Origin of the sequence: Paenibacillus sp. BK033 (genome assembly GCF_004345425.1) — a bacterium.
Lineage (GTDB): Bacteria > Bacillota > Bacilli > Paenibacillales > Paenibacillaceae > Pristimantibacillus.
Map to the genome: position 1 here is coordinate 103464 of NZ_SLVP01000004.1, position 26845 is coordinate 130308.

Genomic DNA, 26845 nt, shown 5'->3' on the forward strand with positions numbered 1-26845 from the left:
AAGGAAGACGGCAATGGACTTGGACAACAAACCACTCCAAAGGAAGTGCGAACAATGAATCTAGAAGAGGTCATGCAGGAGCTTGAAGGGCTTGGCAAGGAAAGAACCAAGAAGATTTATATGGGGAACGGCGCGCACGAACCGTTGTTTGGCGTGGCGACAGGCGAGATGAAGCCTATTTTCCGCAAAATCAAACATAATCAGGCGCTGGCCGATCAGCTGTACGCAACGGGCAATTACGATGCAATGTACTTCGCCGGGATCATTGCCGATCCGAAGGCGATGACGGAGGCCGATTTCGAACGGTGGATCGACGGCGCCTATTTCTATATGATCTCCGACTATGTGGTCGCGGTCACCTTATCCGAGACGGATATCGCCCAAAAGGTGTCGGATAAATGGATTGCAAGCGGCGAAGAGCTGAAGATGTCGGCGGGCTGGAGCTGCTACTGCTGGCTGCTTGGCAATCGCAAGGACAGCGAGTTCTCCGAAGACAAAATCGCCGGTATGCTGGAGCTGGTCAAAAATACGATCCACGGTGCTCCCGAGCGGACGAAATATTCGATGAACAATTTCCTGTACACGGTGGCGATATCCTACAAGCCGCTTCATGATAAGGCGGTTGAGATTGCGAATGAAGTAGGTCCCGTAGAGGTCGGCCAAGGGACGAAAAAAAGCAAGCTCATCAACGCTACCGTCAACATTGAGAAGTTTTTGGGAAGAGGGCAGGTTGGCTTCAAACGCAAGTATGTAAGATGTTAGGCTGAGCTTTAGGGGGTATGGAAATGAGTGAAGACAATATCCATGAAACCCAGCCGCAAAGAGAGCAGATTCATCCTCAGTATGTTGACGAGCAGCTTTATCCGCTTCAAAACGGCTTCGGTCATTATTGCCGCTTCGGTGATACTGGTCGATCTCTTTCGTTAAATAGTGATAAAGGCATCCGGATTCCGGGTGCCTTTTTTACTGAGGTAAATTGGATTATATTCTCCCCCTTGCGGATACTAGTTCACGGAACTTATGGACATAAGGAGGAAGAACATGATCAAGTTTTGGCTTTCCAGCATCTTGTTAATACTCATTCTGCTTCAAGCGTGCCCCGCTGAGGCTATGCCCGCGGATCCCGCCTTGCTGAAGTCTCTTCAACAAGGCGGCTATATCCTATATGTCAGGCACGGAGACGCAACCGTTGGCACGGACTCGCCAAGCGTCAACCTCGACGACTGCTCAACCCAAAGAAATCTATCGGAAGCCGGCAGAAGCCAGGCTATAAGCTATGGAAATGCCCTTCGCCAATGGCATATCCCCGTTCAGATGCCGGTTGCTGCAAGCCCGTTCTGCCGAACGAAGGAGACCGCTGAACTCGCTTTTGGAGCTGGTAATGTCCGTACGGATTCGTTCTGGGTTCAGATCTATCGATTAAGCGGTTCCGCCCCTCCTGCCCAGCAGGAAGCTGTTCTGCAAGCATTATCATCCCAATTAGAGATCCCCCCTGCTCCGGGGACTAACAAGGCTATCGTTGCCCACAGCTTCCCGCCCGGCATTGGATTAGGGGAGATTAAATCATTAGGAACGGTTGTGATTAAGCCAAAAGGCCAAGGCAATGGTTACGACATTGCGGGGCGCTTTGATTTGGATGAGCGGAACTCGCCTTAGCCGTGTTCCGCCGGTCTGATTTCCTGAACTGTCCAAAGGGCAGTTCGGTAATTCCTGTTTTGCTCGGCTGCTTCCTCCAGGTTCACGACAAGCGGGCCTGCTCCGTAGTCCTTCAGAGCAAGGTCCCAGCCGCCTACTGAAAGGGGATGAAGCTTCATTGAGCTTCACGGATACAGTCCCGAATAGCTTGAATGACGAGGTCCGGTTCCGTGAATTGCGGGAAGTGTCCGCTGCGCGCTGCAAGGAGCTGTTTGCCATGCGGGCTTAATTGAACGAGCTGCCGCTGATTGTTCATTCGAATCTCGTAGGCGCGCTCCGGCATCATCGGGGGTCTGCTGGCTCCGGAAATGACAAGAAGCGGCTTGTGCGGGAACGGACCGGCCTGCTCGATTTGTCTGGCTGTCTCCTTAACAAAATGAACCTCGCCCCACTTCTTTGCTGGGGAAATAGCGTCAAGGCTGCCTAACACGCGGTTCATATAACGGATAATGGCCGGCTGGGTATCGTTAATAGCCAGATCCAGCGGATGGCTTGATTCGAGCAGGACAACCCCGGCAATGAGGTCGGGGAAGAGGCGTGCAAATAAGTTGGCGTACAAACCGCCAAGGGAATGGCCAACGATTAAATAGGGAGGCGGTACCTTGAGTCCGTCGATCAGCTGCTTCAAAGCCGCAGCGATGGCTGCTCCATGCTGGGGGCCGGTCGGCTTGTCGCTTTTTCCCACTCCCAAACGGTTATAGGCGAGAATCGTGAATTCTTCAGCAAGCTTATGATAAATTTTATGCCAGCCTTCAATTGGGCCGCTTCCCCCATTAAGGAGGATAATAGCGGGCAATGACGTTTCTTTTACGGATAACGCGTATTCCAGGGCGCCGAGTTTCTTTTTTGCGATTGGTTTCATCCTTTACCTCCGTCATGTGTCATCTACCTTTGCTGATACGAGTTTTTAACCCATTCGTTTCCAATTCTTTCTTCTTGAGAAAAAAGTGAACTCCTTTGAGCATTTCTTACGTATATGCATTAACGGACAAGAGAAAATTACTTTTACCGATTATGTTCGAAGAGAGGGGAATCCACGTTGGAATCGATTTGGCTGGAATATGCGTGGGCATTGCTAATCCTGATAGGATTGGAGGGCTTGTTATCCGCCGATAACGCACTGGTGCTTGCGGTAATAGCCAAGAATTTACCGGACGATCAGAAGAAAAGAGCGATTAACTACGGAATTATTATGGCATTTGTTTTCCGTTTTGGCGCTCTATTCGCAATCTCTTTTATTGCGAATGTCTGGCAGGTACAAGCGATTGGCGCAGCCTATCTGCTATACCTGGGTTTAAAGCACATTATTCAAGCGCGGTTCGGCAAAAAGAACGAGGATGTTCATAAGGATGAGAAGCAAAAGGCGGGTTCGGGCTTCTGGCCTACGGTAAGCAAAATCGCTATAGCGGATCTGGCGTTTGCCATCGACTCCATTCTGGCTGCGGTAGCTCTTGCGCTTGGTTTGCCGGATTCTCCGTTTGGCGAGTTTGGCGGTATGGACGGAGGCAAATTCGCTGTCGTCTTGCTTGGCGGTATTGCCGGCCTTATCTTAATCAAATTCGCGGCTACCTGGTTTGTGAAGCTGCTTGCCGACCGCCCGGCACTCGAGACTACGGCGTATGCCATCGTAGCTTGGGTTGGGGTCAAGCTGGCCGTCATTACGCTGGCCCATGAGGACATCGGCGTCCTGGATCATGATTTCCCTCATAGCACGGGTTGGACGATTGTGTTTTATGGCGTGTTGGTCGCCATTGCGCTTCTTGGCTGGTTTGCTCCAGGGAAGAAAACACAGAAGGCGGAAGCCTCTTAAGCGGGATGTGACCCTAAGTTTCGTAAAATGCCTTCTATTAAGGTAATATAGAAGGTATTGTTCGAAGTACAGAAAGCAGGGTTAAGAATAGATGACGATTTCAAATACGCAGCGCTACCGCTTTAGCGAAGCGCCAATATGGGAAATAAACAGGCAATATTACGAAGAAGAAGGCTTGAGGGCCTGGAACAACGACCAGGTTCCTCAATACATTACGAGCAATCCGATGATCGCGGCGGCTTATGCCGAGATGCTGTTCGGATTTCTTCAGGACAGGGCTAATCGGGGTCATAACCTGGAGCCTGTTCAGATCTTGGAGCTTGGAGCAGGGGCGGGCCGGTTTGCCTTCCATGTGCTGCATGAGTTAGGTCGGTTAATAGACTACGCGGGAATCGCGGTTCCGCCGTTCCGGTATATCATGACGGACCTTGCGGCGAACAATGTGGAGGCATGGCGGAAGCACCCTGCTCTTCAGTCTTTTATCGAGCGGGGAATGCTCGACTTTGCCCGTTTCGATGCTGTTCAGGACAAGGAAGTCGTGCTGACGGTATCCGGAGAAACCATCCGGGAGGGGGATTTGCGGCAGCCTCTCGTCATTGTGGCGAACTATTTCTTTGACAGTATTCAGCAGGAGCTGCTCTATGTGGGAGAAGGCCGGATTTACGAGGCTGACGTACTGGTAGAGTACCCCAAAGACAAGGATTCGCTGAAGCCTTCGGAGCTGCTGGCGCAAATCGCTTTGAGCTATGAGCTGCGGCGCGCGCCGCAGTACGAGGATGCGTCATATCCGTACCGTGACGTCATCGCCGTTTATCAGGAGCAGCTGGAGGACTCGCATATTTTGTTCCCTGAGGCTGCACTGGCTTGCCTGGACCGGCTGAATCGGCTGTCGCAGGCGGGAACCGTCCTGATTACGGCGGATAAAGGGGATCACCTGCTCGAGAACTGGAAGTTTGCCGAGCCGCCGGAGCTTGTCTTTCATGGCAGCTTTTCACTGACGGCCAACTATCATGCCATCGGGGAAGGGTTGGAACGTAGCGGCGCCCTGGTTATGTTCCCTTCCCATCACTATGAGAATATCAATATCGGCTGTATGCTCCGGGTGAATTCACCGCAGGATTACCACCAGACAAGGCTGGCGTACCGGAGGTGCGTGGAGCGTTTCGGACCGGATGACTTTTACAGTCTGAAGTGGTGGATGGACCGTCATATCGACGACATGGAGCTCAGGCAAATCTTGAGTTTCTGGCGACTTGGCGGATACGACGCGGAATTCTTTATCCAGAGCACGAAGCAGATTTCGAGTCTGCTGCCGGATGCCCTGGATGAGGAAAAGGAGGATATTCTGCTCGGAATCGAACGGATGTGGTCGTCGTATTACGTGATGGAGCAGAAGTACGATCTGGCGCTTGAAGCGGGTCTCGTGCTGTTCGAAATGGACATGTATGCCGAGTCCAAGCGGTTCCTGGAGATTTCCGTGGAGGAAGACGAAGAGGAGATTGTATCTACCGTCTTTTATTGTCTGGCAATATGCTGTTTCGAGCTGGAGCTGGAAGAACAGGCTTTGCATTACCTAGGGGAGCTGCTGAGGCTCGAACCTAACCATGAGGAAGCAAGGGCTTTGATGAAAAATTTTGAGCTCGCATAAAAACCTCTTGAACCTTACGTAACGTCATCTATTATGCTTAGGCTACCGGTAAACAGTTAGCGCTAATATTTGAGGGATGAATATACGGAAGGTGGAGTGGATTGTTATGGCTGCTATTCTTGGCGAGAATGAGATTGTTTCGACGCGCGAGTTCGATTTTGCCCGTGAGCGGGTGTTTGAAGCATGGGTGAATCCGGAGCTGCTCAAGCGCTGGTGGGGGCCTAACGGCTTTACGAATACGTTCCATGAATGCGAGATCAAGCCGGTCGGCAATTGGCGGTTTACGATGCATGGCCCAAATGGCGTGGACTACGAGAATCATAACGTCTTCGAGGAAATTGTACCCTTGGAGCGGATTGTTCTTAGGCATACGTCCAATCCCGAGTTCCAGCTGACGGCTATATTCGAGGATCTGGACGGCCGTTCGAGACTGACGTTCCGTCAGCTGTTCAAGGACAAAAAGACGTTTGAGGCGGTTAAGGCTTACGCGGTCGATGGCAATGAGCAAAACTTAGATCGGTTAAGCCTTGTTTTGCTGGAAGGATGAACGGAAACCCGGCGCTTCGGGAGAAGCACGGGTTTCTTTTTTTGTTAAATTCCGCCTAAGGACGGCGAAGCCGTTCCGCTTTGCCATCCAGGCATTACAACGTATAATGAGAGACAAGTAGATTTCAGATGAAACGTGAGAGGATGGTTGTCATGTCAGTCGGAATTTTAGCTCATTTGCTTGGAACCTTGCCTTATAAGGAATTGGCGGCCAAGATTGCCGCGAACGGATTTCCGTATGTTCAATTAGCGCTGGCGAAAGCGTTCTCCGATGTGGACTCGCGGCTTGGCAAGCTAAGCCCGGGGCTGGCCCAGGAGGTGGGCGGCGCCTTCGCGGAGAAAGGCGTCCGTATCGCCGTGCTTGGCTGTTACGCGAGTCTGGTCGATCTCGATGACGAGGTATACCGCCATAATGTAGACCGCTTCAAGGAGCATCTGCGGAATGCGCGGCATTTCGGAGCGCCGATTGTGGCGACCGAGGTAGGCGGAGTAACGGATCCGGAGCGCCGCGGCGAGCATATGGACCGGTTAAACCGCGCGCTTGAGGAGCTTGTTGAAGAGGCGGAGCGCTGGGGCGTAACGATTGGGCTGGAGGCGGCCCAAGGACATATGATCGATACGGCTGAAACATTGGCCGAGACGATTGAACGTTTTCCATCCTCTTGCGTTGGCGTTGTCATGGACCCTTGCAATTTGATGAATCCGGCCCGATTCGAGAATCAGGACCATACGGTCCGCGAAGCCTTCCGCCTGCTTGGCCCGCGTATTGTCAGCGCGCATGTGAAGGATTTGAACCGCGCGGCGGACGGTGCATTAATAGAGACCGCAGCCGGTCTTGGCGAGCTGAACTATCCGTTATTCTTCGAGCTGCTGGAGCAGCACAAGCCGTATGGATTTGCCACAATGGAAGCGGTAAACGAGTCGAATATAGCGGAAGCCGCAAGGTTTGTACGGGAAGGCCGGCTGGCTGCTAGACAGCGTTAAAAATCAGATTAGAGGAACACTCCCTTTGCCGGGAGTGTTTTTTTATTCCATAACAGGCGAGAGGCTTGCCGCTGCCACGACCAATACATCCTGCACCATCGCATCCTTTTGTCGTTTTTGAGGGCTGCGGCTCCACTGTACGGCGGATCCGAAGATTCCCCAGCTGACAAGAAGCGCGGTAGTCTCCACGATTGTCTGCGGGGCAGAGGAGTCTTCTTTTTTCAGCCAATCGAGGAGCAGCCGGTTTAGCTCTTTTTGCATGGCAACCTCGAACAGCGGCTCAAATTGACTGTCCGCGGGGGTCATATATTGCCGGGTACGGGAAAGGAAGTCAAATACGGATGCAATAAGGGCTTTTAAGCTTAGCATGTCGGATAGAGCGCCGTTTGGCAGCTCGTTCTCCAGCTTTTTCTGGAATTTTTCCCTCATCCAGCTTTCGAGGAACGCGTACTTATCTTCGAAATGGGCGTAAAAGGTGGCACGGTTTACCGTAGCCCGCGTTGCAATATCCTGTACGGATATGGAGTAGATATTTTTCTTTTCCTCGAGAATTTGCATAAAAGACTGCATTAGAAGCTGACGCGTCCGTTTGACGCGAGGATCGTTCACGTTGACAGGCATCTTGCGTTTCCCTCCTTCATTAGGGGTAAACCAACAAAAACAGCTCCGTGTTGCGTAAGCAACCAAAAGGCTTCATTGCTGATTGTTAGGGCTGCCCGGACCGCCTAATATAATGATTACATGTAGTATACACAACGATGTTATTTAAACAACATTGTTGCATTGAATTTTATGGGACGGAGGATGTTTATTATGATTATCGTTACGGGAGCAAGCGGCCAGCTTGGCCGAATGGTGGTAAATCAGCTGCTTGAGCGTGTTCCGGCCGGGCAGATTGGCGTTAGTGTCCGGGATATAGACAAAGTGAAGGAGCTTCAAGAACGGGGGGTCCGCGTCCGCAAGGGGGATTATAACGACGCGGAGAGTCTCGCCCATGCTTTTGAAGGGGCATCCCAGGTGCTTATCGTTTCCTCCAACAGTCTCGGGGAGAAGGCATTCCTGCATCATCGAACGGCCATAGAGGCTGCCCGAAAATCCGGCGTTCAACGTATTCACTATACGAGCCAGATGGGATCCTCAAAAGCCTCTTATTTCCCTCCCATGGTCGACCATGCGGCTACGGAGGAGCTGCTGAAAGCTTCGGGTACGGCCTTTACCTCGCTGCGCAACGGCTTTTATGCGGGCTCGGCGCTTATGATGCTCGGAGATGCCGTTCAGACGGGGATACTGGCGGCACCGGAAGACGGGCCGGTAGCTTGGACGGCTCATTCCGACCTGGCCGAAGCTGCGGCTATCGCGATGACCGAGGAAGCCCTGGAGGGGGTTACCCCGGTCCTTACAGCTTCGGAAACCGTCGACCTCGCCGGTATTGCAGCGCTGGCCTCGGAATTAACCGGCCGTCCGATTAAGCGGGTTGTCATATCCGATGAGGAGTATAGAACAGGACTTATTGCGCGTGGACTTCCCGAAGAGCGAGCGGATATGTTCGTTGGGCTCTTCCGGGCAAGCCGAAACGGCGAATTCGCGCGTACGGACGATACGCTGGGCCGACTGCTTGGCAGGGAGCCTGTTGGCATGAAGGAAGTTCTAAGCACTTCGCTTGCAGGCCGCTCTTTATAGTTCATTTTATAAAAAGGCACATTCTTTAACCTGTTCCGCAGGCAGGAGGAATGTGCCTTTTTGGCGTTTGGGCTATTTTACTAACCGAATAATTGCATTCACTTCACGTTCTCATTGCGTCTATAAAAAAAATATCGCATGAATGAAAAATAATTGGGCACTCAGTTGTATTACAAGTGAAAGGAGGTGCTGAGGTGTACAATTCATATGAGCTCAATGAATCTGTGCGACGGGCCTTGGATCTATATTCGCAAAGCATGATCAAGATTGCTTTCGCTTATTTGAAAAATATAGCTGATGCGGAAGAAGTAACGCAGGAGGTATTCCTGACGTATCTGCAGAAGCGTCCTGTCTTCGAGAACAGCGAACACGAAAAAGCATGGTTGATTCGAACAACCATCAATAAAAGCAAAAACATGCTGAAGACCGGCTGGTTCAAAAGCAGAAACCCTGTTCCCGAAGACCTGAGCTACCTCCCCAAGGAAGAAAACGACGTTCTGCAGGCGGTGCTCTCCTTGGACAAGAAGTATCGGATTCCGATCCATCTTCATTATTACGAAGGATATTCGATCCAGGAGATTGCCGTTATCATGCAGGCGAAGGCCGCAACGGTAGGAACCTGGCTGGCCAGAGGACGCGCACTCTTAAAAGATAAGATTGGAGGCCTGGAGAATGAAGAAATCTGTCTATAAGTCCGCGATGTCTCAATTGCGAACCAGCGACGACTTCAAAGAGGCAACCTATCAGAAGTTAATGCTGGAATTAGAGAAGACTTCACATAATCACGCAAATCAAAAGGAGCCGATTAGAATGGAAAAAAGCAAAAAGAAATTGACAGGTTGGACAGTAGGCATCGCAGCAGCAGCAATCTTGGCGGTTGGCGTAATTAGCGTAAACCAAAATCAAAACAGCCCGGCTTCCACGCCAACGAATCAAGGGCAAACGGCTGAAGCAACAACTAAGCCTCCAATCATGGGCAAAGTTGCGGTGAACATCGATGGCGTGATCTCCGAAGTAAGCCAGGATGGCAAAAGCTTCAAAGTAGGCGATCTGTGGGTAGAAGTAACCGACAAAACGCAGCTGGGAAGCAGCGAGCCAACAGCTGCAGCGCCTTCCCAAGAGCTGCTCAATAAAGATTTTAAAGTGGGCGACATCGTATCCGGTTATACTTCCCAGGATGTAAGCACGGGCAAAGTTACGGCTGACGTGATCTACAACCTGATCGCGCCTGCGAAAGAAGATGCAGGCAAGCCTGCTACGACAGGGAAAATGGCCGTTAACATTGACGGCATTATCTCCGAAGTAAGCGCGGACGGCAAAAGCTTCAAGGTTAACGACGTATGGGTAACGGTAACTCCGGACACCATCATGGGGATTACGGAGCCAACAGCCGGCGAACAATCCGACGAGCTGCTGCAAAAAGAATTCAAAGTGGGCAACGCGGTATCCGGCTTTACAACGGAAGATCTGAGCTCCGGCAAAGTAAATGCGACTCGCATTTACAACAACTTTGCTCCGCAAAAATAATAACGAGTCCGGGAAGAGGCGCCTGTTTGCAGGTGCCTCTTTTTTTTTGAATGCTAAGGGTTTACGTTTTTTCACGTGAAACAATGGCAAGGCGGATTGCTAACTGAGGACCGATCGGCCGGCTGCGGATAAATCGGCATATCCTCCTGGATGACCACTTCTTTAAGCCTAGTTACACGGGCGCAATTAGGTACTTTAGCCCCGCATATAAACTTGGAAAATTAATCTATAATGAAGGAAACATTTTTCGATATTAATCGACATATTTTCTCAGAAAAGGTGAGTTGATCTATGTTTTCTCCTTTCCAAAAGAAGAAAGAGCAGCAGCAATCGCGAGAGGATCTTGGGATAAGGAGGGACGTAGAGGAGACTCAGGAGGAAGTGTCCTCAGGCCTAGCCAAAGCGGAACCGAGCGAAGAGTCTTCCGGCGCCGTTCTCATTAATAAGGGCCACTTGGACAAGCGGTCGCTTGATCTCGTATTCGCCGTTGAGCAGATGATTAAGGCCAAGCAGCATGTCGAAATGAGCCATAACGACCTGCAGGACCGGCTTGGGCATGCAAACGGCCAGATAGACAGGCTGAACAGAGATTTGAAGAACCTCGGCAAGGTGATCGAGGAGCGGGAAAAAAGCATTCTGGATCTGGAAAAGCGGTTAAGCGACAAGAATCTGAAGGTTGATCAGATGATGGACGACTACCGTGAGCTTCATGCCGCCTTATCCGGCGAAATTGAGGAGCTGAAGAGCGTTATCGAGCTTGAGCGCCAGAACTATGCCGGCTTGCTGCAGAAGCACAATGAAACAACCGCGGACAAGAACAAGAAGATTAACGAGCTGGAGGAGAAGAATACGCGGCTGGAAGCCGAGCTCTCCCAGATGAAGCAGAAATTTGATGCCCTCCGTCAGGAGAAGACGCATCTTCTTAACATTGTAAACGACTTTACGAACCGGCTGACGTCTCCGTTTGCGCCAAACACAGGCTCTATCGATGGTGGTTCATCCGATTAAAGTCATGCCGGGAACGGGAGAAGAAGGACGATATGGGGATGGAGACATACAGCACGCAGGTGATGGAGCTGCTGTCTCTTGGGAGGACCTCCAGCGGTATTAGCCAGATGAAGATCGGCGTCACCCAAGACGACAAGTATGCAACCTGCGTAATCGAAATTGACGAGTTTACGTTTCTTGAACTTGAAGCACTGGGGCCATTGCATGGGGACAGGATTCGAATCTCTCCCTACTCCAAGTGGGATCCTTACCGCAATTCGCATTACAGCTCTTTTATCCGGACGACGGGCAGTACCCGCGTTCCGTTATATTTTGCTTGCAGCGAGGCCTATATCGCGTTGATTAAACAAATCCGCCAAGGGGAGCTTCCGCCCGTATCGCCGGCAAAGGAAGAGCAAGTGGTCCAAGCGATATTGATGCCCGTGCCCAACCGGCCGGATCCGAGAAACGGCTTCGTTTCCCGCCTGTCGAAGATTGCGGTTGCCATTCTTATCATGATTGGCCTGCTGGCCATACTCTCTGTCGCTACCGGAGGCAAGGTGGATTCCGCGCGCTTGCTTGGCGGTCAAGTAGCGAAGGCCGAGGTGACAAAAAGCGATTCCGGCTTGCCGGTTGCCCATGCTTCATCCTCGGTGAGCGATGCGGCCGTCACTCAGGACGCTGCGGCTGTAGTACAGGCTGATCAGCCTGTTGCGGTGCACAACGCGGTACGGACGGAGTCTCATGAGGAGAAGCCGGCCTTCAAAATCATCGATATCGACGATGACAAGAAGTTTTTTGGCTTGCCCAAGGAGTACGTCGCTTTAACCTTTGACGACGGGCCGTCCAAGCTGACGAAGGATATCGTTGATATCCTGACGGAGCAGAACGTGCCAGCAACCTTCCTGTTTGTCGGGCAGAATGTGGCTCATTATAAAGAAGCGGTCACATACGCAGCCGGGCATGGCATGTCCATCGGCAACCACTCCTGGGATCATAGCGTGCTTACCAAATCCGACGCGCAGGAGCAGAGCGAGAATTTGTCCAAAGTAAATATTGCGATTGAAGCGCTGACCCACAAGCCGGTTACGTTATTCCGTCCGCCGTATGGAGCGGTCAATGACGAATTGGTCGCCTCAGCCGGTAAGCAGCATATGAAGACCTTGCTGTGGAACCGGGATCCGGAGGATTGGAATGCGAAGACGCCGGAGGATATTACCCGGTACTTCCATCATGTTGAAGCCGCTGGCGGCATCTATGTTCTGCATGAAGACAAACACACGGTAGAAGCGCTTCCCGCTATCATAAAATATTTAAAAGGCAAGAATTTAACGTTTGTTGCCTTCAAGTAGTCGAAGTAATCGTAACCTTTCTTAATATGGTTCGCAGCGAAGCACCCGTTTGGGTGCTTTTTGTGTTTTTATTCAAAAAATATTTTCGGCCGAATGGGAACGGCAGGTTTCAGTCTTTAAGCGAAGAAAGATTTAACCTTAAGCAGAGTCGAATTCGCAAGCTGCCATTCGTTGATTCTATAGAGCCCGGTACCATTGGCTAACCATAATCTACGGGTAAAGGAGAATATCGTCATGAAATTCCTTTGTTTAGGTTATTTAAATGCGGAGAAAATGGATGCGCTCCCTAAGGAAGCGATCGCTGAGGTCATGGGCCAATGCGCGCCTCATCTTGAGGAGCTTTATGGCACGGACCAGGTTCTTGTCGATGCGGGTCTAGGCAAGGACGTCAGAAGCCTGCGGCGGGCGAACGGGAAGGTAAAGGTGCTGGACGGTCCTTTTACCGAGACGAAAGAGATGATTGGCAGCGTGTTTATTATTGAAGCAGAGAATATGGAAGAAGCGGCGCGGGTCGCGGCCCTGCATCCGGCCGTGCAAGTGGATGACGGCGAGCCGTTCGAATGGGGTATTGAGATCAGGCCGATTCATTATTATAAAGGGGGAGATTGATCCGATGATTATACAGGCGTGCGCAATGGACGAGATTAAACCGCTTGTAGCGGAATATTTGAAAAGCTTGTCTTCGCCGTTTGATTCTTTTCTGGAGGAGCATATCCTGTCATCTGCCTTTTACCGGATTCAAGACGGTCAGGAGGACATTGGGTATTACGCCTTGCACAACGGGGAGCTGATGACGCAGTTTTACATCAGAAGGTCCACTTTGCAGAAAGCACAGGCCTTGTTTCTCGAAGCGCTCGAGCGTCATGCCGTCAAAAACTTGTTTGTACCCACCTGCGATGAGCTGTTTGTAAGTCTCGCTATCGATCGGGACTATAAGATCCACAAGCAGGCTTACTTTTTTCAGGACAGTGGAGTTGAAATTTCGGTAAGCACGGAAAGCGATGCGGTATTCCGTGCTGCGGGGCCGCAAGACCTTCCTGTCATTCAGCAGGTATGCGGGGATTTTCTGAATAATTATGAGCAGTGGCTGCATGACGGAGGGCTGTTCGTTTACTACAAAGACCAGGATTTGCTGGGTATCGGAGTTATGGAACAATCCAAGCTGCTTGAAGGATTCGGCAGCATTGGAATGTTCACGAATGAAGCCCACAGAAAGCGGGGCTATGGGACCGCGCTAATCGTCCAAATGCGCAATTGGTGCAAGGCCCGGGGCATAACCGCGATCTGCGGCTGCTGGTATTACAACGAGGCGTCCAAGCGCACCCTGGAGAGGGCAGGCATGGTAACGAAGACAAGGCTGCTTAATATAGAAGTGTCTTTAAAAGCTGAAAAGGAAGCCTACAACACAGAGAAGTAACTCATGGATTCCTCGAATAAGATGGAGGAATCAGGTGTTTCTTCTTCTTTGGCCGCCGCCGAATGGGCCAGGTTCGATAAAGCCATGAGCACAAGCTCGGTCTTGGCGTCGCCCCATGCCTCGCGGTTCAGGAGAGCCGTACTACGGGCATCGGCAAGAGATTGCCGGTTTAGCTTGCACAGAAAATCGCCCCAGGCAATGATGTCGAAATGCGAAGCATCGGTCGTTATGACGCATTCGCCCCAGCCGGTTTCCGAACCGCTGGACACGCTGAGAAGTCCGTAATGATTTTTGTTTCTGCATAGATGATAAAGCTGAATTCCCGAAATGATGCTTGTGCTCATAGGTAACAATCCTCTCTTTTCTCACGCGCATGAAATTAATAGCATCTTACTCTTAATGGGGCGCGGTGTAAAATAAGAGAGGAATGAATTCCCGCCAAATCCGGTCAATTAACCGGATCTGGCGGGATTACACCCGGTAAACCGAAATAGCTATTCCGTTTACGGCGAGAATTCTTGCTAAAACAGCGCTTCGCGTTTCCCTTTATTCTTTATTCCGCTTCGCCAACAATCGTAAAGCGCTTGTTCACATGCTGCGGATTCTCGATTTCGTCCAATACGGCGATGGCATAGTCGGCATAGCTGACGTAGCTTTGGCCTTGGCTGTTCACGATGACGTGATCGAGACCTTTCGTATACGCGCCGGTTCGTTTTCCTTTTGGATCAAAGAATGCAGCCGGGCTAATGTATGTCCAGGTAATGGAGGTGGTATTCTTAAGCTCATCCAGCTGCTTGCCGGCGTTTGATGCTGTCGGATAGACGAAGGCCGGAAACTCGGGAGTGTCCATCAGCTTTGTTGTCTTTTGATCGTCGACGAAGAGGCTTCCCGCGCCGCCAACTACGATCAGCTTCGTTCCGGGCGCATCCTGTAACGCAGCCGTCAGCGCTTTGCCGGCGTCCACGTAAAGATGCTCTTCCCCTTCGGGGGCTTTAAACGTATTAACGACCACATCAAAAGGCTTCAAATCCGCACCGGTCAGGTGAAAAATGTCCTTCTCCAAAACGGTGACGCTCGAATCGCTGATTTTGGATGCGTTCCTTACGATAGCCGTTACCTCGTGGCCTCTCTCCAGGGCTTCCTTCACAATCAGGCTGCCTACTTGACCGTTAGCGCCAATAATACCGATTTTCATCTTTTATTCCCTCCGAATTTCATGGTTTTAGTTGTGTGATTTCGCATAAACTAATATTATTTCTTTAGTTCAATTTTTTAAAGTAGTCACTATTTTATTACATAGTCATAAAAACCATACCGTGGAAGAAACGAGGGATTGGAATGGCTCGCAGCTCGTTTGAAGGCGAAATTCCGGAGGAGCAGATTGAGGTATGCCCGGTGACAGAGACGCAGAATGTAATCGCGGGTAAATGGAAGATCATTATTTTGTGGCATCTGCGGGAGACGCGGCGGTTCGGGGAGCTTCAGCGCCTCGTGCCCGGCATCTCGAAGGCCATATTAACCAGCCAGCTCAGAGAGCTGGAGAAGGATCGGATGGTCAACAGAGTGGTATATCAGGAGGTTCCGCCCAAGGTCGAGTACTCTCTTACGGAAGCGGGGGAGCAGTTTCTTCCGATTCTCGAAAGGATGGGCGAGTGGGGCAAAAAGTATGCGGCGCGGCGCAAACCGTGAAAGCCTCCCATATTCCAAATGAAGAGATAAGCTGAAGTTATAAGAAACCACGCCAAAGTTTGGGGTGGTTTTGCTGTTTTTCGGGCGTGCCCGATCCGAGAAAGTGGAGAATTGTTCAGGGAATGGTTAAAAAATCATGTGGAAATGGCGTCGATTATAGCTTCAAACTGTCGTATAATAGAACTAGACATTTTATCTATTTATCAACCTGTAGCATAGAAGCAGTTCATTTTTTGATCAGAAATGATGTGTGAGAAATTTCACGAGCGTGAAACATCCTTTCTGCAAATCGAAAGGTTAAGGACGGTTAACATGAGCAAACAAACGAAAACAGACGTAATTTTGATTGGTGCCGGCATTATGAGCGCGACTTTGGGTTCTTTGCTGAAGGAACTGAAGCCGGAGTGGGAAATTACCGTGTTCGAACGGCGCGCAACAGCCGGCGAAGAAAGCTCCAACGAATGGAACAACGCAGGAACAGGACACTCCTCCCTATGCGAGCTGAACTACACAACGGAGAAGCCGGACGGCTCCATCGACATTAGCAAAGCAGTTAAAGTCAATGAAGAGTTCCAGGTGTCGAAGCAGTTCTGGTCTTATCTCGTGAACAGCAATCTGATCCGTAATCCGCGGGACTTTGTAGTACCCGTTCCTCATATGAGCTTTGTGCAAGGGGAAAAAGACGTTACGTTCCTGAAGAAGCGTTTTGCGGCATTATCCGGCAATCCATTGTTTGAAGGCATGGAATTCTCCGAAGACCCTGCGAAGCTGGCGGAATGGATTCCGCTTATGATGAAAGACCGCAAGGTAAATACGCCAATTGCAGCAACCAGAATTGAGTCCGGGACGGACGTCAACTTTGGTTCTTTGACACGTATTCTGTTCAATCAATTGAAGAAGCAAAACGTCGACATAAACTACAACCATAATGTAGATGATATTAAACGTGCGAACGACGGCAGCTGGGAGCTGAAGGTGCGCAATCTGCAAAGCGGCAGCTCGGAGCGCATCAATGCGAAATTCGTCTTTATCGGCGGCGGCGGCGGAAGTCTGCATCTACTGCAGAAATCCGGCATTGAGGAAGGCAAAGGCATCGGCGGCTTCCCTGTAAGCGGTCTGTTCATGGTCTGCAAGAAGCCGGAAGTGGTTGCTCAGCACCGTGCGAAGGTATACGGCCAAGCGCCGGTTGGCGCCCCTCCAATGTCCGTACCGCATCTGGATACGCGCGTTATCGACAACAAAGAGTCGCTGTTCTTTGGTCCGTTTGCGGGCTTCACGCCAAAATTCCTGAAATACGGCTCCAACATGGACCTTATTACATCGGTCAAACCGCATAACTTAACGAACATGCTGGCGGCAGGCGCGAAAAATATGTCCTTGACCACGTACCTGATCAAACAGCTTATGCTTTCCAAAGAGCAGCGCATGGAAGCCTTGCGCGAGTTCATCCCGAATGCAAAAAGCGAGGATTGGGAGCTGCTCGTAGCTGGCCAACGCGTACAGATTATTAAAGAAACGAATGCAGGCAAAGGCACTCTGCAGTTCGGTACGGAGGTTATCAGCGCGGCTGACGGCTCGATCGCTGCCCTTCTAGGCGCTTCGCCTGGCGCATCGACGGCCGTGTCCGTTATGCTCGAGGTTATCGGCAAATGCTTCCCGCAGCATATCAAAGAGTGGGAGCCTAAGATCAAAGAAATGATTCCTTCCTACGGAACCAAGCTTCTGCAAAATCCTGAGCTGATCCAACAGATCAACGCAACGACAAATGCGGCTCTAGGGCTTGCAGGCAAAAAACAAACGAGCTCGGCGTTGGCTTAACGCCTGCTTATATAGAGAAAGCCTTCAGTTGCCGATTCGGCAATTGAAGGCTTTTTTAATTGCTCTCTATTTCGCCGACGTTTTGCTCTTAGGCTGAAACAGGAGCTTGGTCAGCCAATTGAACTTTTTGATGCGGCAATTGTGGAAGGCAGCGATCTTCCATTCACCGTTTTGTCTCACCAGCACATTGGTGTTAATGGAGTCGCGGCTCGCGGGCGCTTTTTTCTGCCACCGCATCAGAACGGCCCCGGTTGCATGGGCAATGGCAACGTCCTGAGAAATAAAACGAAGCTTCATTTCCCGCAAATCCGCAATCATCTTGGATCCGCGCAGCGGACCGTCCCATAAAGCCTGATGAGCGCTGTCAATCTCGCTCCGGCCTTTCAGGTGCTCGCCGAAGAAGGTGACATAGTCGGCATCCGGGGTGAAAAACTCGCTATAGGCCTTGCCGTCACCCTGATCCCATGCCCTATACAGAGCCCGAAATACATTGTGAATAGCCTGAATATCCTCTTGTTGACCCGACATTGGCATCCATCCTTTCTTTCCCGACATTTCTCTATGCCACTGATTATAAAATAATCCCGAAGCCGGATAATCGCCCATAGGAAGGAAGCTGCCTCAGACTTTGGTCGGATCAGAGGGTTACTTTCTCAAGCTCCGGGTATTCCTGAAGCAAGGCGTTAAGGGAATCCGCGGGTGCATTTTTCAAATGCTGATCAAAAAAAGCCCGTGTTAAAGCTTCCGTAATAACCAGGCATCGCGCCGGGTCTGTCTGACCGCCTATGCCAATGAGATTACGGAGTTTGTTAGAGCCGATAAACAGGCCAATGTCGGAAAATTTCATATGGTCGCTGCCCCTAATCGTAAACAAGCTATCGGAGGCTTGTAGCACTTCGGTAAGCCCGGCGATATTGCGCTGCGCCTCACGATAAGCCTGCATGTAGGCGTCTCTCGTGCCATATACGGACTCGGATACCGCCTTCTCTTGTCCTTCGGCGGACAAATCGTCCAGATTCGGAATCAAAGGCTTTCGCTGCTTGATTTGCTGAATATGGTTCCTGTCGTTTGCCAGCATAAGGAATGGCGCCATATTCGCGTTCTCTTCAGGCGTCATATAGACGGCGCCATCGAGGTTCACCGCAGCTTTTACCCGGCTGTTATGAATAGCCAGATTATAAGCGGTGGCACCGCCGACTGAATGTCCGATAACACCAATACGATCGAGATCTAGTTTGTTTTTAAAGCTAACGTCCTGCGTGCCCCTGCCTTCGTTCCATTCGCTGAGCTTATTCATCACGAAAGAAACATCATCGGCCATAATTTGCGTAATAATCTTTGCAGGCTCCGCCGTATGAAAGTCTGTCGTCGCATCCATAGCCGAAACGGCATGATCGGGGAAAACGGTGCCTGCCGAGACATAGGTGTGATCAATGGCGGCAACGATATACCCGTGACTGGCCAGGTCCTCGTATTGAGAGGTGTGCACGGCCATGGAAGTACCGGCGCCATGGGAGAACAGAACAATAGGGTACCGCTGCTCTTGACCGGATACGGGGAGATTGGCTTTGGCATCCGTATGAATCAGATTCAAATGTCCAAGCGCGAATTCGGGTACATGGAAGAAGGAAGCAAATAACCTAATGAGTTCAGGCTGCAAATAACGTTCGTAAGGTTTTGTGTTATTTTTCTCCGACGGATAATAAAGCTTGACCATAAGCTCGCGTTTTTTCGGTGACTGATCAAGGAAAGGATCATTACGGTTCTCATCAACGAGATGCAGCTCTTCTACGCCTATCTGATAATCGCCTGTAGGCTTCGGAAGAGCGAATACAGGAAGCGCATAGGACAGGAAGGAGGTTAAGGCAAGACTTCCTGCGGATACAAGTATGACAAATCCCTTCAGCGCTTTGGGCATTGTCTTTGTGTACAAACGGGTTGAAGTCTTAAATAACGTATAGATGAGCAGCATGGCTACAAAAGCATAGGCCGGAAGCATCTGGAACCGGAAGCCTTCGATAAGGCCATGCAGGGTCAGGATAACCAGATTGACCGCTGCGGCTCCAAGCCAGATTTTCCTCGAAGGCTTGCAAAAGCAAAGCGACAGTGACAGTGCATTGGCGACAACCAGAACGATCTCCAATAATCTCATGTATGCGACCGCCTCAAGATCCGCTGTGCACATCAGATCTCATGTAATAGACGAGACTGAAGGCAAGCGACAGGATAAAGGTTAGCGCCAAAATGATAAGCGCGGGGACCGCGTAAGGGTTCGCCCCTGTATTATCCGCAATGTCCTGGGCAAGATGACGGACGGGCCAATAAGGCGCGAGCCAAGGGAATAGGATGCCGCCTTGACCATGGCCAATCTCGCCAATAACGGTGACGATCGTTGCGAACACCCCAAGAACAGCGGCGGGAATGACATTCTTGGCGACTAGGCTGACGGCCGCTGCAACCGGAACGGTTCCGAAGGACAGCAGGCAGATGAGCAGGTTTGTTTTCAAGCCTAACCCGATCATGGTGAAATCGATATGCCCTTGCAGAAGCTTTACAAACCCGACGACAAAAGCTGCGATACAGGACAGAACGGTTGTTGCGGCGATCAGGATAAATACCACGGATAGCTTCGCTGCAAGGATGGAAGCGCGTGAGACCGGATAGGAAAATAACTGGTTAATGGTCCGTTCCTGGTATTCCCTTGCAATAATATAAGCCGTAATGAGGGTGAATATGGACGGGGCGATCATGACAAGCATCATGCCCTGTCTGTAGAACATATCCTGAATATCTATTCCGGCACGGGTTCCATCCGGCATTATTCTCGGCAGAAAGGCGAACAAAGTAACCAGATTCGCGGGGATCGCCCCAAGCAGCGCAAGCCAGGGGATTTTCGTGGCCTTCAGCTTGAGCAGCTCCGTATAGATCACGTTAAACAAGCGGAACACCTCCCGTTACCTTCAAAAAATAATCCTCGAGGCTGTCTCCGGACAGCCGGATCTCTCGCACGCCAACCCCTTGACTGGTTAACGTCAGATTGACGTTGGCTGACTGATCCAGAATATCGTAAAGATGGATAATGCCCGGACCTGCCAGGCGGTAATCCGATACGCCAAGCTTTTGCTCCAGAAGATAGGCCGCCTTCTTGTCATCGTCAACCTTGATTTCCAGATAGTGCCGGGTCTTTCGCTGCAGGTCCTCGTAATCGATCTCCTCCATAAGAGTTCCTTGATGGATAATTCCAACCCGGGTAGCCAGCTGCTCGACTTCGCTCAGCAGATGGCTGGAGATGATAAAGGTAATGCCACGTTGTCTGGCCAAATCGAGGAATAGCTGCCGGATTTCCTTGATACCTGCCGGATCAAGTCCGTTCGTTGGTTCGTCTAAGACAAGAAGCTCTGGACGATGGAGCAAGGCGCGGGCAATGCCAAGCCGCTGCTTCATGCCAAGCGAGTAATGCTTCACCTTCTGATTCCGGACATCAAGCAGGCCAACGGTCGACAGGACTTCTTGGATATATTCCTTATTGCCTATACCCATAAGACGACGATGAATCTCCAAATTGTCCACAGCGCTCAGGTTTAAATAGAATCCCGGATATTCGATGATCGCTCCAATCCGTTCCATTGCTCCGGCTCTTCCGCCGTTCAGCCCTTCGCCGAACCATTCGACTTCTCCGGCAGTAGGCCGAATCAGGCCCATAATCATCCGGAGGGTTGTTGTCTTGCCTGCGCCGTTCTGGCCGAGAAATCCGTAGATATCGCCTCGCCTGATATTCATATGGACGTTATGGACGACGGTTTTTCCGCCGTAACGTTTGGTTAACTGATTGGTTCGCAGCACGTAGTTCACGCGGCTCAACTCCTTTCGAAGCTTAGTGTATCGCGGATTTTTCACAGACTATTAAGGAATACCTTACAAAAATCTTAAATCGCGTCATAAAAAGAAAAAGCCAAACCGGTCTGCCGGTTTAACTTTTCATAAGGCTGAAGGTAAATACGGTTTTTTCATTGGGCGTACTGGATACTGTTATCTGGCTGCCAAGCTTCCCGACGAGATTTCTGACGATCGCCAGTCCAAGTCCGGTGCCCCGAAGAGAGGTATTTCTGGAGGCTTCGCCGGTATACAGGCGTTCAAAGATATGCGGCAGATCCCGCTCCGGAATCCCCTTGCCCCGGTCCCACACATCGACCCACACCTTGCCGGATTCCTCCCTTACCGTAATGCCAAGCTCGCCGCCGTCTGCCCCGTACCGCAAGCTGTTAGACAGCAAATTATTCACGATTCGTCTTAGAACGGCGGTATCTCCAATGACGAAGAGCGGCTCTTCCGGGAGCTCCATCACAGGCGTCAGGCCCGCTTTCACGAACGCCGGGTAGAAGTCGACGAGAATCTCAGGGATAAGCTCGGACAGATTAAGCTTATGTAGCTCCGGTATTGAATCCTCCGTTTCGAGGCGAGCCAGCTCGAAGAAATTTTGCAGCAGGACCAACAGATCATCCCCTTTGCCCACGGCTATGCCGAGAAACGTCTCTTTCTCCTCGGGGGACAAGCTTGCATCCTGCTGAAGAGCCTCCATGTAGCCGAGCAGCGAGGTCAGCGGAGTACGCAAATCATGCGAAATATTGGCGATCATCCGTTTCCGTTCTTCCTCCAGAAAGGCGGTCCGTTCGAAGGACTTCTGAACGTAATCGATCAGCCGGTTCAGCTCCTCGCTTAGCTCGGTTAGCGGCTTGTCGGCCGAAGGGAGACGATAGCGCCTGTTGAAATTACCGCTTCGGATATCGGACGTGGTGCGGGAGATCCTGCGAATACCCCGCTGCAGCCTGGTATAGCGGGATAGTAAAATAAGAATAAACAGCAGGAGGACGGCGATGATTATGGAGTACGCCATCTTGTCACCACTCGCCCAGTTTGTAGCCGAATCCCCAGACCGTCTGAATATATTGAGGGCTCGAAGGATCCTTCTCGATCTTTGTCCTTATCCGGTTAATATGCACCATCACGGTATTGTCGTCCGACATGCTATCTTCCTGCCATACGGACTGGAAAATATGGGACTTGGCGAATACCCGGGTAGGGTTTGAGAGGAAAAGCTTTAGAATAGCGTATTCTTTGGCGGTAATCGGCTTCTTTTGCCCTCTGACCGTAAGCTCGCAGGAGCTGGTATCCAGCTCCAAATCGCCATGCTTAAGGATTTTGGGTGCAGCCGAAGCATGATCGGGTTGGAAACCGATATACCGGCGAAGCTGCGCTTTAACCCTTGCTACAAGCTCGCCAATGGTAAAAGGCTTCGTGATATAATCATCGGCGCCAAGCTCAAGCATGCTTATTTTGTCCATTTCCCTGTCTTTGGCGGACAAAACAATGATCGGCGTGGTTTTGGTCTCACGGACCTTCCGAAGTATTTCCGGGCCGTCTACAATAGGGAGCATGAGATCGAGAATGACAAGCTGATACTCGTCCCTGGTCAGGTAGGCGAGGGCTTCTTTGCCATTGTAGGCAGACTGAACCTCGTAGTCTTCTTTCTTAAGGTACCGTGCAATAAGCTGGTTGATTTCCAGATCGTCTTCAATAATTAGAATGCGGGTTGCGTTCATTATTAGTCCCCTAACATCGCGGTTATCTTCCGTTTAATTCCGAATATACCTTAGGGCATGTCTAGGTTTCAAGTCAGCTGCGCCCCGCACGCAGGCGGTATTCCGTCGGGGAGCAGCTGGCTTCCTTGCGGAAGGCCTTGGCGAAATGGTTCGTATCGGGGAAGCCGACAAGCTCGGCAATTTCCTTAATGGAGAGGTTTGTTGCGCCCAGCAGGGACTTCGCCTTCTGCATTCGTTTGCGGTTCAAATATTTGAGCGGCGAGACCGCGAAATGCTTGTTGAAATAACGGACAAGATAGTTGGGATGAAGATGGACATGCTTCGCAAGCTGCTCCAGCGTCAAAGCCTCGGACAGATTGGCTTCGATAAAAGCTTCAATCTGCTTCAGTCTCTCGATTTCGCCAAGCCGGCCCGGCACGAATTTCGGATGCGTATCGGACTGCGAGAGAAACAAGGCAATGACTTCCAGAAGAATGGCTTTTTCCCGTATTCTCGCCAGGTAAGAGCGATTCTGACACAGCTCTACCAGCTCCCGGAACAACTTCATTAAGTTATCCCTATGGCCGGGAGAGACGTCGAGAATGGGGGGGATCTCCAGCCACTGGAACAGATCCAATTCGCCCATCGTGGCGGTGAAGTGACACCAGTATTTGGAATAAGGGCGGCCGCTGACAGCGGAGTAGGATTGCAGAACGTGAGCGGGCATATGGACGAGTTGTCCGGGAACGGGGCGGTATTCCTGGCCGTCGATTTTGAGCCAGCCTTCGCCCTCGCAGATCAGATAGAATTTATTGTAGGACGGGATATAATCGAGCTCGCGCCACTGCGGCGTGCATTCGGTATAATAAGCTTCCTCGAGATGCACCTGCAGATGCTGAAGCATTTCGTTAAGAAACCCGTGATTAGGATTGAGCGACATGAAGCGACACCTCGAATTAGGTTAATCTAATCCCCATACAAGCTAATTTGCTGCCTATATCATATCACAAATGACCGCTAGACTAGGGGTATATCCTAAGCTTTTGGAGGCGATCCAGTCTATGAGTCAATCCAATATCGAGCAGCGCACGGAACGGACCAAGTGGTTCCTGCAGGACAGATTCGGCATGTTTATTCATTGGGGATTATATGCGATTCCCGCGCGCGGGGAATGGGTAAGAAACGGGGAACGGATCAGCGTCGAGGATTATCAAGTGTACTTCGACGAATTTAATCCGGAACGATACGATCCGAAAGAATGGGCGAAAGCGGCCAAAGCGGCGGGTATGAAATATGCGGTACTGACGGCCAAGCATCATGACGGCTTCTGTCTCTTCGACAGCCAGTTGACCGATTATAAGTCTACCAATACGGCATGCGGAAGAGATCTGGTGAGAGAGTTTCTGGACGCTTTCCGCGCGGAAGGGCTTAAGGTAGGGCTATACTACTCGCTGCTGGACTGGCATCATCCGGATTATCCGGCATACGGGGACCGTCATCACCCGATGCGCGATAATGAGGAATATAAGCGCGATCCGGAGCGGTTCGCGGGCTATCTCGACTACATGCACGGTCAGGTGCGCGAGCTCCTTACCGGCTATGGCAAGCTGGATATTATGTGGTTCGATTTCTCCTATGACGAGATGAAGGGCGAAGCTTGGCGCGCAACCGAGCTGATGGAGATGATCCGTTCCATTCAGCCGCATATCATTGTCGATAACCGTCTGGATGCAGGCGGGGAAGGGGGCGGGTCGATCTATACGAATAATCCGAACCTCTACGCGGGCGACTTTGCCTCTCCGGAGCAGATTATTCCTCCAAGCGGCGTTACGGACGAAGAGGGCAACTCCATCCCGTGGGAAGCCTGCATTACTTTGAATAATAATTGGGGCTACAGCGCGGCCGATTTTACGTACAAGTCAGCCAAGACGGTTATCCGCAAGCTGGTCGAATGCGTCAGCAAGAACGGCAACCTGCTCCTTAATGTAGGGCCTAACGCCAAGGGCGAGATCCCGCGGGAGTCGTTGAACATCTTGGAGGAAGTAGGGGAATGGCTCGGCAAAAACGGCGACAGCATTTACGGCTGCGTGGAAGCCGGTCTGCCCAAGCCGGAGTGGGGCCGGTACACGCGCAAGGGAAATAAACTGTACGCGCACTTACTCGAGGAAAGCATCGGACCAATCGGCCTCGTCGGTCTGGCCGGCCGCGTGAAGCAGGCGAGACTGCTGTCCGACGGCTCCGAGGTATTTGTCACCCGTCCGTGGAATGTCCATCTGTTTGAGAAGGATGCCTTTTTCAACTTTGCAAGACCGGAGACGGCTACTTATCCGCTCCCGGATGAGCGTAATACCGTTGTGGAGCTTACGCTCATTGACGAGGAATAGGGCAACGGTTCATCGTTTGAAAACAGACCGTCCTGCTATAGCAGGACGGTCTGTTTTTGGCTGCCATGGTTGTAGCTGCCCGGCTACATTGCACAGAATGCAGCATAATGGAGGCAAATAGCCCGGTGTACGGAAATATCCTGCACAGAGTGCAGGATATTGGAGGGGGTTTGCCCGGCTGGGCTCAAGTCGGCGAAATATCATGCATTCTGTACAGTATAATTTGCCGGATCTGCCCGATTTGGGCAAATATCCTGCATTTCGTGCAGCCTACGCTAACTAGCGAGCAAGCTTCTAAACTTCCTCAGAGCTGCAGCCGCTCCATCCCGTTCATATACTTGCGCAAGGCCTCCGGAATACGGATCGAACCATCCTCCTCCTGATGATTCTCCAGCAGGGGGATAAGGATGCGCGGCGAAGCGACGGCGGTGTTATTTAGGGTATGGCAGAATCTTAGCTTGCCTTGGGCATCCCGATAACGGATGTTCGAGCGGCGTGCCTGGAAGTCAAGCAGATTCGACGACGAATGGGTCTCGCCGTATGCTTGGCGGCTTGGCATCCAGGTCTCGATGTCGAATTGCTTATAGGTTTTTTGCGACATATCTCCCGTGCATACCGCCATAACGCGATAAGGAAGCTCCAGCTGCTGCAGGAGATCCTCCGCATTTCGCGTAATCTCTTGAAGCATCTGCTCCGACGCCTCCACGCTGTCCTCGCATATGACGATCTGCTCGACCTTTGAGAACTGATGAACCCGGTATAAGCCATGCACATCCTTGCCCGACGAGCCTACCTCGCTGCGGAAGCAGGTCGAGGCGGCTGCCAGTCGAATCGGCTTGCCGACATCCACGATTTCATTATCGTAGAACGCGATAAGGGGCACCTCCGATGTGCCGACCAGATAGTGGTCGCCGCCATCGATGCGGTAGGTCTGATCCTCCCCAAGCGGGAAGAAGCCGGTATTGTAAAGGGCTTCCCTGCGCACCATAAGCGGCACCTCGAGCAGGGTGTAGCCTCTCTCGATAAGCAAGTCGAGCGCAAGCTGCTGCACGGCACGATGCAGGGTGGCGCCGGCTCCGGTTAAATAATAATTGCGGCTTCCGGCCGTTTTGACCCCGCGGGGGATGTTAATCATTTGGTGAAGCTCGCCAAGCTTTACGTGATCCTTGATTTCAAAGGCAAAGCCGGGCGGCTCGCCGACTCTTTTTACCTCGACATTATCCTGATCCGATAGACCGGCCGGCGTATCCGGCGACACGATGTTCGGAACAATCTGTATAAGATCCGCGAACTCCGCTTGAACGGCTTTGTGCTCGTTTTCCAGACTTGCGATGCGTTGGTTGATTTCCTTCATGCGAAGCTTTCTCTGCTCTACATCCTTCTCGTCGCCGCTATAGATGGAGAGGTTAATTTCCTGAATGGTCTGGTTCCGTTCCTGGCGAAGCTCCTCAATGTCCTGCTGCAGTCTCCGCCGCTCACCATCCACTTCCACAAGCCGCGAAATGGAGATGGCGATCCCTTTCCGGTCTGCGACCGTTTGAACCTCATCCCGGTTGTTTCTAATCCACTTGATGTCTAACATGGCAACTCGCTCCTCTTCGATAAGAATACAAAAAAGCGCTCTAATCGTCCGATTGGGACGAAGAGCGCTTGTATTCTCGCGGTGCCACCCAAATTGATTAAACAGATCTACCACTGTTTAATCCACTTAGTTCCGCGGTAACGGGCG

The 26845-nt window shown here is 51.3% G+C and carries 29 protein-coding genes; 17 read left to right on the forward strand and 12 right to left on the reverse strand.

Annotated elements, in window-relative coordinates; translation table 11 throughout:
- The first annotated feature begins 54 nt into the window (after window positions 1-54).
- From EV294_RS15305 to EV294_RS15315, 3 genes are read left to right on the forward strand one after another with little or no spacing between them, the layout of a single operon-like run.
- Entirely contained in the window at window positions 55-762 is a 708-nt protein-coding gene (locus tag EV294_RS15305) for a DNA alkylation repair protein (protein WP_132308217.1), read from the forward strand.
- A gap of 23 nt (window positions 763-785) precedes the next feature.
- Entirely contained in the window at window positions 786-1106 is a 321-nt protein-coding gene (locus EV294_RS15310) for a hypothetical protein (protein WP_132308219.1), read from the forward strand.
- A complete protein-coding gene (locus EV294_RS15315) occupies window positions 1042-1656 on the forward strand; it encodes a histidine phosphatase family protein (protein ID WP_165930691.1) in 615 nt (204 codons plus the stop codon). Before EV294_RS15310 ends, EV294_RS15315 begins: the two co-directional genes overlap by 65 nt.
- A 154-nt stretch (window positions 1657-1810) precedes the next feature.
- On the opposite strand, the gene EV294_RS15325 is transcribed toward EV294_RS15315, so the two are convergent.
- Complete coding sequence (locus EV294_RS15325; protein ID WP_132308221.1) at window positions 1811-2557, reverse strand: alpha/beta fold hydrolase; 747 nt, start codon at window positions 2555-2557, stop codon at window positions 1811-1813.
- A 177-nt stretch (window positions 2558-2734) separates the two neighbouring features.
- Between EV294_RS15325 and EV294_RS15330 the strand changes: the two genes are divergently transcribed.
- The 4 genes from EV294_RS15330 (at window position 2735) to EV294_RS15345 (ending at window position 6683) form a co-directional block, all read left to right on the forward strand.
- Window positions 2735-3505 carry a TerC family protein gene (locus EV294_RS15330; protein ID WP_132308223.1) on the forward strand — a complete coding sequence of 257 codons (771 nt, stop codon included), beginning with the start codon at window positions 2735-2737 and terminating at the stop codon, window positions 3503-3505.
- Window positions 3506-3596: 91 nt separating this feature from the next.
- Complete coding sequence (locus EV294_RS15335) at window positions 3597-5153, forward strand: tetratricopeptide repeat protein (protein WP_132308225.1); 1557 nt, start codon at window positions 3597-3599, stop codon at window positions 5151-5153.
- A 106-nt stretch (window positions 5154-5259) separates the two neighbouring features.
- On the forward strand, window positions 5260-5700 hold the full coding sequence (locus tag EV294_RS15340) for an SRPBCC family protein (RefSeq protein ID WP_132308227.1): 441 nt from the start codon (window positions 5260-5262) through the stop codon (window positions 5698-5700).
- A 152-nt stretch (window positions 5701-5852) separates the two neighbouring features.
- Window positions 5853-6683, forward strand: coding sequence for a sugar phosphate isomerase/epimerase family protein (locus EV294_RS15345; RefSeq protein ID WP_132308229.1), 831 nt, complete (start codon window positions 5853-5855; stop codon window positions 6681-6683).
- A 42-nt stretch (window positions 6684-6725) separates the two neighbouring features.
- On the opposite strand, the gene EV294_RS15350 is transcribed toward EV294_RS15345, so the two are convergent.
- The gene (locus EV294_RS15350) at window positions 6726-7304 is read right to left on the reverse strand and encodes a TetR/AcrR family transcriptional regulator (protein WP_132308231.1); all 579 of its coding nucleotides are present in this window, start codon (window positions 7302-7304) and stop codon (window positions 6726-6728) included.
- Between the two features lie 192 nt (window positions 7305-7496).
- On the opposite strand from EV294_RS15350, the gene EV294_RS15355 reads away from it, so the two are divergent.
- The 7 genes from EV294_RS15355 to EV294_RS15385 all read left to right on the forward strand — a co-directional run bounded on the left by EV294_RS15355 (window position 7497) and on the right by EV294_RS15385 (window position 13646).
- On the forward strand, window positions 7497-8363 hold the full coding sequence (locus tag EV294_RS15355; RefSeq protein ID WP_132308233.1) for an SDR family oxidoreductase: 867 nt from the start codon (window positions 7497-7499) through the stop codon (window positions 8361-8363).
- 194 nt (window positions 8364-8557) lie between these two features.
- The gene (locus EV294_RS15360) at window positions 8558-9055 is read left to right on the forward strand and encodes an RNA polymerase sigma factor (protein WP_127494802.1); all 498 of its coding nucleotides are present in this window, start codon (window positions 8558-8560) and stop codon (window positions 9053-9055) included.
- 118 nt (window positions 9056-9173) lie between these two features.
- Complete coding sequence (locus tag EV294_RS15365) at window positions 9174-9890, forward strand: Ros/MucR family transcriptional regulator (protein ID WP_132308235.1); 717 nt, start codon at window positions 9174-9176, stop codon at window positions 9888-9890.
- A 381-nt stretch (window positions 9891-10271) separates the two neighbouring features.
- On the forward strand, window positions 10272-10898 hold the full coding sequence (locus tag EV294_RS15370; protein ID WP_243711678.1) for a hypothetical protein: 627 nt from the start codon (window positions 10272-10274) through the stop codon (window positions 10896-10898).
- A gap of 32 nt (window positions 10899-10930) precedes the next feature.
- Window positions 10931-12229, forward strand: coding sequence for a polysaccharide deacetylase family protein (locus tag EV294_RS15375; protein ID WP_132308239.1), 1299 nt, complete (start codon window positions 10931-10933; stop codon window positions 12227-12229).
- A gap of 234 nt (window positions 12230-12463) precedes the next feature.
- Window positions 12464-12838: a YciI family protein gene (locus tag EV294_RS15380; protein ID WP_132308241.1), complete on the forward strand. Its 375-nt coding sequence runs from the start codon at window positions 12464-12466 to the stop codon at window positions 12836-12838.
- Between the two features lie 4 nt (window positions 12839-12842).
- Window positions 12843-13646, forward strand: coding sequence for a GNAT family N-acetyltransferase (locus EV294_RS15385; protein WP_132308243.1), 804 nt, complete (start codon window positions 12843-12845; stop codon window positions 13644-13646).
- Here the strand turns inward: EV294_RS15385 and EV294_RS15390 are convergent.
- Entirely contained in the window at window positions 13628-13990 is a 363-nt protein-coding gene (locus tag EV294_RS15390; protein ID WP_132308245.1) for a hypothetical protein, read from the reverse strand. The genes EV294_RS15385 and EV294_RS15390 overlap by 19 nt on opposite strands.
- 209 nt (window positions 13991-14199) lie before the next feature.
- Complete coding sequence (locus tag EV294_RS15395) at window positions 14200-14841, reverse strand: NAD(P)-dependent oxidoreductase (RefSeq protein ID WP_132308247.1); 642 nt, start codon at window positions 14839-14841, stop codon at window positions 14200-14202.
- 143 nt (window positions 14842-14984) lie between these two features.
- On the opposite strand from EV294_RS15395, the gene EV294_RS15400 reads away from it, so the two are divergent.
- Window positions 14985-15335: a winged helix-turn-helix transcriptional regulator gene (locus EV294_RS15400; protein WP_132308249.1), complete on the forward strand. Its 351-nt coding sequence runs from the start codon at window positions 14985-14987 to the stop codon at window positions 15333-15335.
- A gap of 246 nt (window positions 15336-15581) precedes the next feature.
- Window positions 15582-17153 carry a malate:quinone oxidoreductase gene (locus EV294_RS15405; protein ID WP_279513588.1) on the forward strand — a complete coding sequence of 524 codons (1572 nt, stop codon included), beginning with the start codon at window positions 15582-15584 and terminating at the stop codon, window positions 17151-17153.
- A 66-nt stretch (window positions 17154-17219) separates the two neighbouring features.
- Here EV294_RS15405 and EV294_RS15410 read toward each other — a convergent pair whose 3' ends face one another.
- The 7 genes from EV294_RS15410 to EV294_RS15440 all read right to left on the reverse strand — a co-directional run bounded on the left by EV294_RS15410 (window position 17220) and on the right by EV294_RS15440 (window position 23672).
- A complete protein-coding gene (locus tag EV294_RS15410; protein WP_132308253.1) occupies window positions 17220-17681 on the reverse strand; it encodes an SgcJ/EcaC family oxidoreductase in 462 nt (153 codons plus the stop codon).
- A gap of 109 nt (window positions 17682-17790) precedes the next feature.
- Window positions 17791-19305 carry an alpha/beta hydrolase family protein gene (locus EV294_RS15415; RefSeq protein ID WP_165930692.1) on the reverse strand — a complete coding sequence of 505 codons (1515 nt, stop codon included), beginning with the start codon at window positions 19303-19305 and terminating at the stop codon, window positions 17791-17793.
- Window positions 19306-19318: 13 nt separating this feature from the next.
- Window positions 19319-20083 carry an ABC transporter permease gene (locus tag EV294_RS15420; protein ID WP_243711689.1) on the reverse strand — a complete coding sequence of 255 codons (765 nt, stop codon included), beginning with the start codon at window positions 20081-20083 and terminating at the stop codon, window positions 19319-19321.
- Between the two features lies 1 nt (window position 20084).
- Window positions 20085-21005, reverse strand: a complete 921-nt coding sequence (locus tag EV294_RS15425) for an ABC transporter ATP-binding protein (protein WP_132308259.1) — start codon at window positions 21003-21005, stop codon at window positions 20085-20087.
- Between the two features lie 118 nt (window positions 21006-21123).
- On the reverse strand, window positions 21124-22047 hold the full coding sequence (locus tag EV294_RS15430; protein ID WP_132308261.1) for a sensor histidine kinase: 924 nt from the start codon (window positions 22045-22047) through the stop codon (window positions 21124-21126).
- 4 nt (window positions 22048-22051) lie between these two features.
- Complete coding sequence (locus EV294_RS15435) at window positions 22052-22753, reverse strand: response regulator transcription factor (RefSeq protein ID WP_207918151.1); 702 nt, start codon at window positions 22751-22753, stop codon at window positions 22052-22054.
- A gap of 73 nt (window positions 22754-22826) precedes the next feature.
- Window positions 22827-23672, reverse strand: a complete 846-nt coding sequence (locus EV294_RS15440) for an AraC family transcriptional regulator (protein ID WP_132308265.1) — start codon at window positions 23670-23672, stop codon at window positions 22827-22829.
- A gap of 121 nt (window positions 23673-23793) precedes the next feature.
- On the opposite strand from EV294_RS15440, the gene EV294_RS15445 reads away from it, so the two are divergent.
- On the forward strand, window positions 23794-25116 hold the full coding sequence (locus tag EV294_RS15445) for an alpha-L-fucosidase (protein ID WP_132308267.1): 1323 nt from the start codon (window positions 23794-23796) through the stop codon (window positions 25114-25116).
- Between the two features lie 304 nt (window positions 25117-25420).
- On the opposite strand, the gene serS is transcribed toward EV294_RS15445, so the two are convergent.
- On the reverse strand, window positions 25421-26698 hold the full coding sequence (serS, locus tag EV294_RS15450) for a serine--tRNA ligase (protein WP_132308269.1): 1278 nt from the start codon (window positions 26696-26698) through the stop codon (window positions 25421-25423).
- Between the last annotated feature and the right edge of the window lie 147 nt (window positions 26699-26845).